This window comes from Ornithinibacillus liuyingii (genome assembly GCF_055550225.1).
Genome location: NZ_JBPWOS010000008.1, coordinates 39,381 through 54,189, shown reverse-complemented (window position 1 = coordinate 54,189; position 14,809 = coordinate 39,381). Strand labels below are relative to the sequence as shown.

Annotated in this window: 14 protein-coding genes; 12 read left to right on the top strand and 2 right to left on the bottom strand. The window is 38.9% G+C overall.

Annotated features, from left to right (window positions below; translation table 11 throughout):
- Positions 1–139 precede the first annotated feature (139 nt).
- On the top strand, positions 140–2,071 hold the full coding sequence (locus ACSKT4_RS12000) for an ATP-dependent DNA helicase (RefSeq protein ID WP_465823470.1): 1,932 nt from the start codon (positions 140–142) through the stop codon (positions 2,069–2,071).
- A gap of 405 nt (positions 2,072–2,476) precedes the next feature.
- Here ACSKT4_RS12000 and ACSKT4_RS11995 read toward each other — a convergent pair whose 3' ends face one another.
- Positions 2,477–3,103, bottom strand: coding sequence for an NUDIX domain-containing protein (locus ACSKT4_RS11995; RefSeq protein ID WP_186868149.1), 627 nt, complete (start codon positions 3,101–3,103; stop codon positions 2,477–2,479).
- 193 nt (positions 3,104–3,296) lie between these two features.
- Here ACSKT4_RS11995 and ACSKT4_RS11990 point away from each other — a divergent pair, with 193 nt between their 5' ends.
- From ACSKT4_RS11990 to ACSKT4_RS11940, 11 genes are all read left to right on the top strand, one after another.
- A complete protein-coding gene (locus ACSKT4_RS11990) occupies positions 3,297–3,809 on the top strand; it encodes a DUF3231 family protein (protein ID WP_186868469.1) in 513 nt (170 codons plus the stop codon).
- Positions 3,810–4,012: 203 nt separating this feature from the next.
- Complete coding sequence (gene desA, locus ACSKT4_RS11985) at positions 4,013–5,065, top strand: Delta(5) desaturase DesA (protein ID WP_186868150.1); 1,053 nt, start codon at positions 4,013–4,015, stop codon at positions 5,063–5,065.
- Between the two features lie 94 nt (positions 5,066–5,159).
- The gene (locus ACSKT4_RS11980; protein WP_186868151.1) at positions 5,160–6,293 is read left to right on the top strand and encodes a sensor histidine kinase; all 1,134 of its coding nucleotides are present in this window, start codon (positions 5,160–5,162) and stop codon (positions 6,291–6,293) included.
- The gene (locus tag ACSKT4_RS11975; RefSeq protein ID WP_186868152.1) at positions 6,290–6,892 is read left to right on the top strand and encodes a response regulator transcription factor; all 603 of its coding nucleotides are present in this window, start codon (positions 6,290–6,292) and stop codon (positions 6,890–6,892) included. The genes ACSKT4_RS11980 and ACSKT4_RS11975 overlap by 4 nt, the downstream gene beginning before the upstream one ends.
- Positions 6,893–7,091: 199 nt before the next feature.
- Positions 7,092–8,201 carry a carbohydrate kinase gene (locus ACSKT4_RS11970; protein WP_186868153.1) on the top strand — a complete coding sequence of 370 codons (1,110 nt, stop codon included), beginning with the start codon at positions 7,092–7,094 and terminating at the stop codon, positions 8,199–8,201.
- Positions 8,198–9,112, top strand: a complete 915-nt coding sequence (locus tag ACSKT4_RS11965; RefSeq protein ID WP_186868154.1) for a pseudouridine-5'-phosphate glycosidase — start codon at positions 8,198–8,200, stop codon at positions 9,110–9,112. Before ACSKT4_RS11970 ends, ACSKT4_RS11965 begins: the two co-directional genes overlap by 4 nt.
- A gap of 218 nt (positions 9,113–9,330) precedes the next feature.
- Positions 9,331–10,089 (top strand): helix-turn-helix domain-containing protein, encoded by a 759-nt coding sequence (locus ACSKT4_RS11960; protein ID WP_186868155.1) that lies wholly within the window; start codon positions 9,331–9,333, stop codon positions 10,087–10,089.
- Positions 10,090–11,124 (top strand): C45 family autoproteolytic acyltransferase/hydolase, encoded by a 1,035-nt coding sequence (locus tag ACSKT4_RS11955; RefSeq protein ID WP_186868156.1) that lies wholly within the window; start codon positions 10,090–10,092, stop codon positions 11,122–11,124.
- 49 nt (positions 11,125–11,173) lie between these two features.
- Entirely contained in the window at positions 11,174–11,779 is a 606-nt protein-coding gene (gene wrbA, locus ACSKT4_RS11950; protein WP_186868157.1) for an NAD(P)H:quinone oxidoreductase, read from the top strand.
- Positions 11,780–12,015: 236 nt separating this feature from the next.
- Positions 12,016–12,801 (top strand): ion transporter, encoded by a 786-nt coding sequence (locus tag ACSKT4_RS11945; protein WP_186868158.1) that lies wholly within the window; start codon positions 12,016–12,018, stop codon positions 12,799–12,801.
- A 129-nt stretch (positions 12,802–12,930) separates the two neighbouring features.
- Positions 12,931–13,566, top strand: coding sequence for a pentapeptide repeat-containing protein (locus ACSKT4_RS11940; RefSeq protein ID WP_186868159.1), 636 nt, complete (start codon positions 12,931–12,933; stop codon positions 13,564–13,566).
- A 202-nt stretch (positions 13,567–13,768) separates the two neighbouring features.
- Here ACSKT4_RS11940 and ACSKT4_RS11935 read toward each other — a convergent pair whose 3' ends face one another.
- Entirely contained in the window at positions 13,769–14,791 is a 1,023-nt protein-coding gene (locus ACSKT4_RS11935; RefSeq protein ID WP_186868160.1) for an LLM class flavin-dependent oxidoreductase, read from the bottom strand.
- Positions 14,792–14,809 lie beyond the last annotated feature (18 nt).

Here is a 14,809-nt window from a genome sequence, read left to right as displayed (position 1 = left end):
TACTATCTTAATGATAAACTAAAATTGCTAAAAAACAAAATGTAAGCAACTTTTTTGATGGAAAATCTTTTAAATACGAATACTTCTCTACTACATGGTACAATATGATTCATGATAAATCGTAAAGAGGGAATAAACAATGACGAAAATAAATGCCTTACCATTTACCGTATCGAAGACGGAAAACTTCTTTGACCGACTAGGTGATTATGTTGGAGATGTTTTCTATGATATTTTACCGGAACAAGGATACGAATTACGTGATGAACAAATCTATATGGCTTTTCAATTGGAGCAAGCTTTTAAGAATAAACGAACAATCTTTGCGGAGGCAGGAGTTGGTACAGGAAAGACGTTTGTTTATTTGATTTATGCAATATGCTATGCACGTTATATAGGCAAGCCAGCAATTATCTCCTGTGCTGATGAAACTCTTATTGAACAGCTTGTCAAACAAGGTGGAGATATAGAGAAACTAGAAAAGGCACTTGGGATTGAAGTTGATGTCAGGCTTACTAAGGCGAGAGAGAATTATGTTTGTGCACGAAAGCTGGACCGGGTTGCGGAAATTACAGATAACGAGGATATCATAAGAGTACATGATGAAATTCCGGACTTTGTTTATGATTATAGTTCTGCTAAGAAGATTTTTGAACGATATGGAGACAGGAAAGAATATCCGTGGGTTTCGGATGAAACATGGGAGAAAATTGCATGGGATCCTCTGCAGCAATGTTCTACCTGTGAACTAAGACATCGCAGTGGGCAAACATTAAACAGGGAATATTATCGTCATGCCAAGGATTTAATCATCTGTTCCCATGATTTTTATATGGAGCATGTTTGGACGAAGGAATCTCGTAAGCGTGAAGGTCAGATTCCATTACTACCAGAGGCAAGTGCGGTTATCTTTGACGAAGGACATCTATTAGAATTTGCTGCGCAAAAGGGATTAACGTATCGTTTTCATTCGGAAACATTACATAATGTTCTTACAGGATACATGGGCCAGGACGTTCGTGAGGAATCGCTTTATTTGATTGAAGATATCCTAACCTTACATGAGGATTGGTTTGATCTGCTAGGTAGTGTGGCAATAGATGTAGTAGGCTCTAACCGGAAAGAAATTGAATTATCAGATCGTATGCTAGCTATCGCTTCTAGCTTATTTGAAAAAGTGGAAAAACTTCTCGATCAGCTAGTATTTGATTCGGAGATGTTTACGATAGATGGCTACCATCTAAAGATTATTGAAGAATACTTGGAGTTCTATCATTATGGTTTATCCATTTTCTTAAAAGAAGATGAGGGTATCTTCTGGTTGGAAGAAACACGTGATACGACAACATTAGTCATGATGCCTAGATTGGTAGAAGATGTGTTTAAAAAGGAAGTATTTTCCAAGGGCATTCCATTTGTCTTTTCATCTGCCACCCTTTCTCAAGGTGGAGATTTCTCCTATCTGGCAAACAGTTTAGGAATAGATACGTATGATTCGTTTTCTGTTGATTCACCATTTGATTATGAACAGCAAATGAAGATGAATGCCTATATGGAGAATACAAAAGAAGATAAATGGCTCACTATACAAAAGCAAATGGAGCAAAATAATGGAAGTACACTTCTCTTATTTTCAACCGTAGAAGAAATGGATGATTTCCGCATATGGTCGAACCAGAAATCATGGGTGCAACCTATTTATTTCGAAGGCGATCAAGAAATAAGTGAGACCGTACGAAGATTCCAAGAAAATCCAGAATCCGTGCTATGTGCGTATCATTTATGGGAAGGCTTAGATATTCCGGGCGAGGCATTAACACAGGTTATTATCTCTTCCTTACCATTCCCGCCAAAAGATCCAGTGTTTAAAGCAAAACGGAAACATGCAATCGACCCAGAACGAGAAGTAGATGCGCCTTATATGCTATTGCGATTACGCCAAGGAATTGGCCGACTAATTCGAACAAGCACCGATTATGGAATAGTTCACCTATGGATGAGAAAAGAAGAACGAGATACCTATAAAGAAGTAATCGATGAAATTGCCCCAGTTACGATAACCTGGGATTAAAATAGTCATCACATTAGACCCCCCGGCCTTGGCTTGGGGGTTTTTACCATGACATTATTCAGGGATTCTTGTCCGTTGAGGTTATAGGGGAGGGTAATTAGTGCCTTTTATGGGAAAGCTAGCATGAAAAGGTAACAGAGGGGAGTGATCAATGCTCATAATGGGAGATGTAAGCGTGAAAAGGTAGCAGAGGAGAGTTATCAGTGCCCATAATGGGAGGCCCCAGTATGAAAAAGGTACAGAGGAGCGAACTCTGTTCCCCTTTTCAAGGCTACGCGCAAGAAATGGTAACAGAGGCCCGCATCTCAGCGCAATAATCGAACAGAATAGCTCACTCTGCACTCTTATCCAGAGTTTCACCCCTAAAGTCCTCACCGTCAAGTCGTCCACCTAAGGCCACAAACATTATTCTTCACGACAGTCCGCTACATATAAAAAATGATTTAGTATCTTTGCTGTTAGTCCCCAAATTACTTTATCTTGATAACGATAAAATAATTCTTCAAAATGCCGTGTCTGCCAGTTGTATTTTTCGCCACCTACGATTAGATCAAAGGGGAAGTTTTCTTCTGGAATCACTTCTACGTTAACTTTATACGATTCCGGTTTTGTTTGTTTGAGGTATGAGATTGGAACATAGAATACTTCGCCAACTTCAGACTCATTCGGTGCGATTTGGTTTATGTTCGTAATTCTTCCCACGTATGGATAGATGATTCTCCCCATATCCGCTACGACATAATCAATTGGGGTCACATCCGTTATTTGATCATAGTGGATTCCTAGCTCTTCAGTAGTTTCTCTTATTGCACAGTCCATCGGGGATGCGTCTTCTGGGTCCATCCTCCCGCCAGGAAAGCAAATATCCCCGGGTTGTCTCCTTAATTGCATAGATCGGACCTCAAATAAGATATGTGCTTCACCTTCTATTTCAACAAGTGGAATGAGAACAGCGGATTGCTTAAAATTCTCCCTGCCCATAATACCGGGTTCCCTAGTAGCTAAATGCTTCAAAATCGTTTCGATGTTCACGATTCCCCCTCCAGTACGTGGTTGTTATTATATTCATTATACTATGTAAACCAATATTATTCATTTTCCATAAAGGGGTTAAAGTGTAAAAGAAAGTAAATAATTTATGTTTTATTTTCTTAGAAATAGACAATCTAAGGATGTGCGAATCAGAAAGGTGGCACATTGAATGAATTTTATAAGGAAGATGGCAATGGGAATCCTAAGTGGAAATCCACAAGAAGAACCGATGCATTATGGTGAGGTGTTTGGAGCATGGACAGCTGTTTATGCTGGAAAAGGTATGATTGCATCGTACCAAACACTGTTAAACCATGCAGGTGACGAAGACTTAAAAAAGTTAATACAAGAAGCCATTGATCTAGGCAATCAGGAAATGTCAGATATTGAAATGCTGCTCAAGAATAATGGGATTGGTTTACCACCTACCCCACCTGAACGTCCAAAAGCTGATTTGGAATCCATTCCAACTGGTGCGCGTTTTATGGATAACGAGATCGCTTCTAAAATGTCAGCCGATGTTGCTGCGGGCTTAATAGCGGCTAGTGAAATGATTGGTCAATCGGTTCGTGAGGATATAGCAACACTATTTGGTACAATTCATAACCAAAAGGCAGCTTTAGGTATGAAGATTCTTCGCTTGAATAAAGAAAAAGGATGGCTTGTACCGCCTCCTTTACACCTATCTAATGTGGATGAAAAATAAAGAATTTTTATGGTGGTGATGAAAATCATCACCTTTTCTAATTTCGCTAAAAAACTCTGTGCCTTATACAAAACTGATTAATAACCATCGCGTGCAGCTAATATGACATTTGTCATATGAAGAAACTGACGAATGTGACTTAAAACGGACAACCTCTCCGATTATTATTAAAGATAATATATGAATGAAATAGGGGGAACAAGATGAGTAAAGAAAAGCAGGCACAATTAAGAAAAAGTGTAACACCATATGCAAAGTCAAACACTAAAACCAGTATTATTCAGATCTTGAATACAATCATTCCGTTTATTCTCCTTTGGTTTCTCGCCTATCAAAGCCTTTCCATATCGATTTGGTTAACGATAGCTCTATCCATTATCGCTGCAGGTTTTGTTGTGCGAACGTTTATTATTTTCCATGACTGTACCCATATGTCCTTTTTCAAAAATAAAAAGGCCAATCGAATTGTTGGTACGATTACGGGAATTATCACCCATTTTGCATTTGAAAAGTGGAAATGGAGTCATTCTATCCATCATGCAACAAGCAGCAATTTAGACAAACGCGGAATCGGTGATGTCTGGGTAATGACGGTTGATGAGTATGTAGAAGCCTCTACATGGAAAAGGATAGTTTATCGTCTTTACCGAAATCCAATCGTCATGTTCGGGCTAGGTCCTCTTTATTTATTTTTAATCTCGAATCGATTTAATCGTAAAGGGGCAAAGCGAAAAGAGCGGTTCAATACGTATTTAATCAATTTATTCATTGCAGCTATTTATGCCCTTTTGATTTGGGCGATAGGCTGGCAGGCATTTTTAATTATTCAAGTCCCTATTTTATTTATTGCAGGTGCGGCAGGCATTTGGTTGTTTTATGTTCAACATCAGTTCGAGGATTCCTACTTTGAGAATGAAGAGGAATGGGATTATGTGAAGGCTGCTGTTGATGGGAGCTCTTATTACAAGCTTCCTAAGATTATCGAATGGTTAACAGGTAGTATTGGGTATCATCATGTACACCACTTAAGCCCAAGAGTGCCAAATTATAACCTAGAAAAGGCACATGAATCCACACCACCATTGCAAAAGGCGACAACAATCACTTTAGCAACAAGCTTAAAATCGATTCATTTCCGATTGTATGATGAAGCTAGTAAAACCTTTGTCAGTTTTAAGGAAATAAAGGATCAAGTGAAAGCGCAAAAGAACGACCTGCAGTTATCGACGAGAAGAGCTAGTATAGAAGATAAATAGTGAATCCAAAAGCCCTTTTATTATCGATGAAAGGGTTTTTGTATGACTGGTTATCTGCTATACTCAGGAGAAATAGAACTTAGGAGGGTATCAAATGCAAAAATGGTATCAAATTATCTACAAGAATACAGGACTTAGCATTTATTTGTGGATTGTATTTTGTATTTTACCCTTCTATTTCATTATTCGTTACTTTACGCCAATCGAAATATTAGTTGGCATTTTGATGGTTGTATTGTTTTTTACCGCATATCGATTATCGTTTATCAAAAAAGGCTGGACGGTTTATTTGTCTGTTGGAATAGAAATAGCAATTAGCATTGGAATGACGATTTACTTTGGATTTGTATATTTTTCTCTTTTTCTTGCCTTCTATATGGGAAATATCCAAAATAAGGCAGGATTTATTACATTATATGTCGTTAATTTAGTTACCACTATTTCTGCAACTACTCTTGGTTTCTTTACGCAAAGCCAAATCTTCTTTTCTCAATTACCATTCATCGTAATTAGTGTTATTGGGGTAATACTAATTCCTGTTAATATATTCTACCGTATAAATCGAGAAAAACTGGAGGACCAATTAGAGGATGCCAATAATCGAATCTCCCAATTAATGATTTTAGAAGAAAGGCAACGCATCGCTCGGGATTTGCATGATACATTGGGACAAAAGCTATCTTTAATTGGATTGAAAAGTGATTTAGCTGCAAGATTACTTCAAAAGCATCCAGAAAGGGTCCAAAAAGAGATTCTTGATATTCATCAAACAGCAAGAACAGCATTAAAGGAAGTACGGGAAATGGTTTCCGATATGCGTACGACAAGATTAGAGGATGAAGTAATTCATGTTCAACAGGTGCTGGAGGCTGCGGAAATGGAATACGTGTTAGAAGGTGACCCGAAGCTTGTGCATACGCCATTATTTGTAGAAGGAGTACTCAGTATGTGCCTAAAGGAAGCTGTAACCAATATCATAAAGCATAGCAAGGCTACATCCTGTCGAATTGCCATTCAACAAACACCGAGTGAGATTTGTATCCAAGTACAAGATGATGGTGTCGGGATCGGAGAGATTACAGATAAAAAAGGTAATGGGCTACGTGGTATGAGAGAACGTTTAGACTTTGTTAACGGAATTTTACATATGGAAAGTGGGAATGGTACCCTGCTTTCGATAAGCGTTCCAAATGTTGTTCAACCATTACCAGAGGAGAGGTTGTCATGATTCGAATTGTGATTGCAGAGGACCAACGGATGCTACTCGGGGCACTTGGTTCATTGCTAGATTTAGAGGATGATATGGAGGTTGTCGGAAAAGCCCAAGATGGCGTCGAAGCCTTAGAAATGGTTAAGCTCCATCAACCGGATATTTGTATAATGGACATTGAAATGCCTTTAAAGAGTGGCTTAGATGTAGCCGAAGAATTAAAAAATGAGGCATGTAAAATCATTATATTAACAACATTTGCTAGAGCAGGTTATTTTGAACGTGCAAGGGATGCCAATGTAAGTGGATATTTATTAAAAGACAGTCCAAGTGAAGAATTGGCAAATTCAATCCGCATCATTATGGAAGGAAGAAAAATCTATGCACCTGAATTAATCGATATAGCATTCAATAAAGAGCAAAACCCACTTTCCGACCGGGAAGAGCAGGTTATTCATTTGATTGCGGAAGGAAAGAACACAGAAGAAATAGCAAACCAGCTCTTCCTTACCAAAGGAACAGTGCGGAATTATGTATCGGTAATCCTAGACAAATTGGAGGCTAGCAATCGGATCGAAGCTATCTCTCGTTTTAAGGAAAAGGGTTGGTTTAAATAATCGCCATGCTTGTTTGTTAGACCTCGCTTCGGTAGGAAGCGAGGTCTTTTTTACAGCTTCTGCATCGAAAAGAGAATCGAAAGCCATTTTAATACCTATCAGTTTTTCTTCCATAAACAATTGACTTTATCCAATAAACATACTAACATAATAAACATAAGTTTATAATATAAACAAAAGTTTGGTTAGGTGGCATGATATGAATTTCTCACTTAATGAAAATGAACAAAAACTCTTTAATTTAATTAAGAAAAACCCTTTTATTTCACAGCAGGAACTGGCAGAGGAGATGAATCTATCCAGACCTTCCGTTGCGAACCTTATTTCAGGTCTAGTGAAAAAAGGTTATATTCACGGCAAAGCCTATATTGTAGGGGACGATAAGCAAATTGTCTGCATAGGTGGCGCGAATGTTGACCGGAAGTTTTACATAAAGGGTAAGCTTCAGTATGGGACTTCGAATCCAATCAGGTCTGTACAAAGTGCAGGTGGAGTGGCTAGAAATGTCGCAGAGAATCTAGGACGGTTAGGGAAAAATGTATCGCTACTCACGGCCAGCGGTTTTGACGCGGAATGGCATTTTATTGAAGAGGCTTCCTCTAGCTATATGAGCCTAACCCATACCATTCCATTAGTAAAAGAAGCGACAGGGTCTTATTCAGCTGTGATTGATCAATCGGGTGAGTTAGTATTGGCTTTAGCGGATATGGATATTTATGATTCCATTACACCAGAAGTACTACAACCAAAGCTTTCTAAGTTCTCCCTGGCAAGATGTTTCGTAGCCGATTTGAACTTGCCTATGGATACGTTAGCTTCTATCAAACAGTTTGCCTTAAGTAGAAATATTCCACTAGTATTTATTGCGGTATCTGCCCCGAAGATGGACAGACTACCGAAGGACTTACAAGGACTAACCTGGTTAATTACGAACTGTGATGAGACCGAGGCCTTTTTCGATATCGCTATTAAGACGAAGGCAGACTGGCAAGAAGCAGCTCATAAATGGTTGCAATTAGGAATTGAAAATATTGTAGTAACCAATGGAAAAGAAGGAGCACTAATCGGAAATCTAGAAGAAGGAATTCATCATATGCCAGCATTAGAAGTGACGAATGTCCATGATGTTACAGGGGCAGGAGATGCCTTTTCTGCAGGGGTAATCTATGCATGGCTGGAAGGGGAAAGTCTTCCTACTATCGCGAAGGCAGCTGCCGTTAATTCTTCTAAAACAATCCAAACGAATTATACCGTAAGACAAGATTTGACACCTCAACAACTTAAATTAGATATGGAGGAAGTAGAATGAGACATTATGTAGAACTATCAGCAGAAGTAAAACAAGCAAAGGAACAAGGAAAACCAGTAGTTGCATTGGAATCGACTATCATCTCTCATGGGATGCCATATCCACAAAACGTGCAAACAGCTCGCGAAGTGGAACAAATCATTCGTGATAATGGTGCTGTACCTGCTACGATAGCATTGATTGATGGGAAAATTAAAGTAGGCTTAACAGATGAGGAATTAGAGCAATTTGGCAATAGTCAAGGTGTTGCGAAGGTTTCCCGTCGTGACCTTCCATACATTTTAGCTACGAAGCAATTAGGAGCAACTACAGTAGCTGCTACAATGATTTGTGCAGAGCTTGCTGATATTAACATATTTGTTACGGGAGGTATTGGTGGTGTACACCGAGGTGCAGAAACAACCATGGATATTTCGGCAGATTTAGAAGAGCTTGCACAAACGAATGTAGCAGTAGTATGTGCTGGAGCTAAATCCATTCTCGATTTAGGACTAACAATGGAATACCTAGAAACAAAAGGGGTTCCCGTAATCGGTTACCAGACAGAAGTTTTACCTGCATTTTATACGAGAACAAGCGAATATCCGGTCAACTTCTCAGCGGAGAACGTAGATGTCATTGCGAAGACATTAAAATCAAAATGGGATATAGAGCTTCAAGGTGGAGCGGTTATTGCTAATCCAATTCCGGAAGAGCATGCAATGCCTGAGGAAGTAATTAATCATGCCATTGCTTCAGCCGTAAAGGAAGCAGATGAAAAAGGGATAACAGGAAAGGACACAACGCCATTCCTACTTGGAAAGATTAAAGAAATTACTGGCGGAAAGAGTTTAGATTCTAATATTGCACTTGTTAAAAATAATGCAGTATTAGGTGCGAAATTAGCCGTAGAGCTAAATTCACTAGTCTAATCTATGGAAGTAGTGCAGACATAACGATAAGATAGAGACCCGAATGAAGCACAACGTTACACTGACATATCCTCTCATGAAAAGTTAAGGATATGTTAGTGTGATATTGTAGAGTCATTCGGGTTTTTTAACGTGGATAAGCCCATGCTGTTTTTACTCACCTTCCCCTTGACCTTCAAGTTACTTTAAGGTTTATCTTAAATGTAGGAGGGAATGAGATGCTATCTATACAAGAATTTTCCAAAAGAAGTGGAATACCGAAAAGCACGCTACGTTTCTATGAAGAAAAGGGCTTACTGATGCCCAATAGAAAGGAAGGGAACGGTTATCGGGTATATCAAGAAGAACAAATAGACCTTGCTAGATTAATTGTAAGTTTGCGCTTAGCAAATGTGCCGATAAGTGACATTCAAACATATCTCTTAGCCACTGAGCCTGCTCAGGAGCAAATGAAACAATCATGGATTCGTCTATTAAACCAGCAAAAAGCATTACTGGATGTGCAAATTAAGTTCTTAGAGAGTAACAGTTCCATAAAGGAATTCTTTTTATATGAACGAAAACGGGAGAGAGTGGTCTGGTTTTTGGCTGAAGGTCATCAGGGGGAATTCGGAGCAGCGTTATTAAGGGGAATAGAAGAGCTAAATAAGTATAATGTGGCGGTTCGAAATTCTTACTTACAATATGCGTCTGGAACGGAAACGGTAAAAGCATGGATAGGCTTTGGAATCGATAATTCCAGTGACATTTCGAGCAGTACCTTATTTGAAAAAGAAGAAATGATCAATGAAGCTCTATGTGTAGCGACAACCTTTCAAGGAGACTTTTCCAACATTGGTAGTGTTTATCGTAGTCTTATGAAATATGTTAGTGACAATGGCTATATTTCTACTGGCTCCTTGATGGAAAAGTATCACGGAGATAACTTAAAGCAAGTCACGATGATGATACCAGTAATGAAATTAGGGGGAGAATAAATGAGAAAGAAACTATTTGTACATGTAGTGGAATTAGAGGGGACCAATTATGAAATTGGCCGTTTACAGGCAGAGCATATAGAATTCGGTCATCGGTTTGATGAGCTTCAGGCTACTTCTTCTAAGACAGACGCAGAAGAAATCTATACTTTATTAAAGCGGGATTTTTCAAGTTTTTTAGAAGAGTTGCAGGGCCTAGCAGCTGGGTTAGAGCTGGATTTTTATACGATATTACGAATGTACAGTGGATACAATCTATCATTACCCTCCATGGGATGTACAGCCTTCTCACAGGGGAGCTACTATGTTCGCAATTATGATTTTACCCCAGAACTATATGACGGCCGTTTGGTTTTCCATAAGCCAGAAAAGGGCTATGCAAGTATCGGGTTTAGCCAACAAATGGTCGGTAGACTAGATGGAATGAATGAGCATGGGCTAGTTGTTGGATTACACTTAGTAAACGAACGCCATACCGGTATTGGTTTTATCGCGACAACCATTGTCCGACTAGTTTTAGAGCATTGTAAAAACGTGATAGAAGCAGCAGACTTTATAACGAAGCTTCCACATGGCTATTGTTATAACTATTCATTGACCGATCGTTCTGGAAAGAATTGTCTAATAGAGGCTACGCCAAATGAACAATTGGTACAATATCCATCCGATTTAATGTGTACGAACCACTTCAATACAGAACAATTAACCGGCAAAAACAGGTCCTATATTGCATCCTCCTTACACCGTCAGCATATCCTCCAAGGATTTAAAGCTGAGCCCCTATCACCAGAAGAAGCGTTTCGAAGGTTTAACAACGAAGATTCACCACTCTTTTACAAAGATTATCATCATTTCTTTGGTACGTTACACACCGTAGTTTACATGCCTGAAAAATTAGAGGTTATAGTTGGAATAGGCGGAAATGCTAAACCAACTAGATTCTCTTTAGCGAAATGGCTTAGTGGTAGGTTAAATGTAGGAAAGACGCTACTAGGCGAAATAGATTATCAACAAAATCATGCTAGTCATGATTAAATGAATCGAATTGGTAAATAATACAAGCGTAACGATGATGAAAAGGAGAATGAATATGGTAAAACTAGCGGTAATTTATTATAGTTCTACAGGCATTAACTATCAGCTTGCAAAATGGGCAGAAGAAGCGGGAAAAGAAGCAGGTGCTGAGGTGAAAGTGGTAAAAGTACCAGAGCTTGCACCAGAAGCAGCTATTGCATCTAACCCTGCATGGAAGGAACATTACGAAGCAACAAAGGATGTACCAGAAGCAACTAGTGATGACATTGAATGGGCCGATGCGATTATCTTTAGCGCGCCAACTCGCTTTGGTAATGTTCCGTCTCAAATGAAGCAATTCATTGATACACAAGGTGGTCTTTGGGCGTCTGGGAAAACGGTAAATAAAGTAGTTAGTGCAATGACATCAGCACAAAACCCTCACGGCGGTCATGAAGCAACCATCCTGGCACTATATACATCGATGATGCATTGGGGTGCAATCATCGTACCTCCTGGATATACCGACCAGGTACTATTTCAAGCAGGTGGCAATCCGTATGGAACCAGTGTATCTCAGGGTCAAGATGGAAAAATGGTGGAAGATGTTCAAGGTGCAGTCAAACATCAAGTGAAACGAACACTAGAAATTGCTCAAAAGGTAGCAGGCAGCTGAAAAGTTTGAGAAAGGTGGTATAGAGCTTAATAGCTTTATACCATCTTTTTTGTAGATAGGAAAATAAATTCTTTCTCGCTAGTAGTAGAAAAAGCTAATACATTAGCTATGAGCGAATGTGTTGGCTTTTTTATTTTCTACCAGCAATTGATTCATAAATAATGATTCCTAACAATTAATAGATGACAGAATTGCCTGTGTTCCGTAAAATGTTATGAGAGGAGGAGCGTCTACAAATGAATCCATTAAGAAAAGCATGTGCTAGAATTTCAGAACATCCTGTTTTCACGAATACGATAATTGTATTAATTATGATAAATGCTATATTAGTAGGGTTAGAGACTTACGCAGGTATAGCGAGCAAATACCACGATTGGATCTATTTAGGTGACAAGCTGTTATTATGGATATTTACAATCGAAATTATTATCCGTCTAATCGGAAGGAAATCGATAAAGGGATTTTTAAAGGATCCATGGAACATATTTGATTTTGTTATTGTGACATTAGGTCATGTCCTAGTTGGTAGTCATTATGTAACAGTACTTCGTATTATCCGAGTACTAAGGGTGCTTCGTGCAGTGTCTGTTATACCTTCGCTCCGAAAAATGGTTAATGCATTAATTTTAACCATCCCTTCTATGGGTACGATTGTATTGTTATTAAGTATATTCTTTTATATTTATGGCGTTATTGGTACGATGTTATTCAACGAAATTGCACCTGAGTATTTTGGAACGTTGCATGACTCTCTGCTCTCCCTTTTCCAGGTCATTACACTGGAATCCTGGGCAAGTGGTGTCATGAGGCCAATACTAGCGGAGGATCCTTCCTCATGGTGGTATTTTGTTACATTCATTATGATTGGCTCGTTTGTTATTGTAAATTTATTTATTGGTGTTATTGTCAATAATGTCGAAGAGGCAAATCGTGAAGAAAGCCCTTCTCCAACTGATATTAAGCTTGCTGAAGTACAGAAAGAGCTAGCGGAGATTAAAGAACTTCTAAACAAGAAAAACTAACTAAAAGTCCCTCTATGTGATCACATAAGAGGGAGATTTTTTTGAGAAGATAGGAAAGTATAAAGTCTTTCTCGATTGTGTAAAAAAACGAATTTTACTAATGATAGTTTCGTAATAAAGGAGGATATGATGGGGCAAGAAATGAAAATTAATCGGCCAAAATTACCAGCAGATTTACCAATCACAGCTTTTCAGCCTTCGGAAGATGGATATTATGATAATTGCATGTTCAAAGATTGCTTGATTTCGAGTGAGGATATCGATAGGGCGCGTTTTGATCAAGTTGTATTTGATCATGTTACCTTGGAAGGGGATTTTTCCCATATTGAATTAACCGATTGTCTCTTTATTCAATGTGATCTTTCCAATGTTGATTTTACGAAATCCAGTATCCATCGGGTTGAGTTCAAGCAGTCCAAATTAATTGGGATTGGATTGGCGGAATCAAGCCTAGGGAATGTTGTTTTTGAAAGCTGCCAGTTAAATTTTAGTGCATATGGATACGCTAAATTAAAACAAGTACGTTTTCTCGATTGTACAATGAAAAATAGCGATTTTTACGAATGTAAATTTGAAAAGGTCGACATACAGTATTCCGATATGGAAGATGCGAATTTTACCAATACTAAGCTAAAAGGTGTCGACCTATCCACTTGTAAATTTGAAAGATTACAAGTCTCATTAGAAAGTATGCAAGGCTGTAAAGTCTCCACCGAACAAGCTCTTGGCTTTGTGAGACTATTAGGTTTAGAGATTAAGGAATAGATATTGGAACGCGAAGCTATCAACAAGATAAATCCTTAGGAAGAAAAAAGAACACAGAACGCTCTCTGTGCCCTAAATGAGGAAAGAAAGCCGAAAAAGGTAATAGAGAGCGCCTCTCTGTGCCCTAAATGAGGAAGGAAAGCGAAAAAAGGTAACGGTGAAGCTTAATCCGTTACCTTTCTTCTTTTCTCACTGCCTTCATTCACTTCATCAAATTCCCGACAATCTCAAAGGAGCGTAGACGGTCCTCAAGATGGAAAATTTGCGATCCGATGATTAATTCATCGGCTTGTGTTTCTTCGATAAAGCTCTCTATTCCTTTTCGTACGGTGTCAGGGCTTCCGACAATGGTTGTTTTTGGATCAAGGGTTTCCGAAACTGCTGCAATTTCTCCCGGTGAATACAGATCTTCCAGATTCTTCACTGGTGGCTGCAGTTTTCCGGGATTACCACGACGTAGATTTAAGAATTGTTGCTGTTGAGATGTGGCAATAAACTGAGCCTTTTCATCTGTATCTGCAGCTATTACATTTATACCTAGCATAACATATGGCTTTTCCTGTACCTTAGATGGCTGGAAGTTATCGCGATATAACTTTAGTGCTTGGAATAAATATGCAGGTGCAAAATGACTAGCAAAGGAGAAAGGTAATCCTTTGTGTGCCGCAAGTTGTGCACTAAAACCACTAGACCCAAGTAACCAAAGCGGAACGTTCGCACCTTGGCCGGGTATGGCTTTCACTCGTGAAACTGGCTCATCAGAGAAATAATCCTGCAATTCATTAACTTGCATAGGAAAATCCTCTACACTCGCATTTAAGGTTCTCCGTAATGCATAGGCAGTTGCTTGGTCACTACCAGGTGCTCTTCCTAGGCCGAGATCAATTCTTCCAGGGTATAAGGCTTCCAATGTCCCAAATTGTTCAGCAATTACTAGTGTCGCATGATTTGGAAGCATGACTCCCCCTGCTCCGACACGAATGTGCTTAGTTGCCCCAGCAATATGGCCAATGACAACAGAAGTAGCAGAGCTAGCAATACCAGGCATATTATGATGTTCGGCTAGCCAATAACGATTAAACCCCCATTTTTCTACATGCTGTGCTAATTCTACACTATTTTTAAAGGACTCACTAGCATTACTTCCTTCTGTAATGGGTGCAAGATCTAAAACAGAAAGTGGTATATGATGAAAAGTTTTTGCATGATTTGATATCAAATTCATTCACTCCTTTTATGCGCT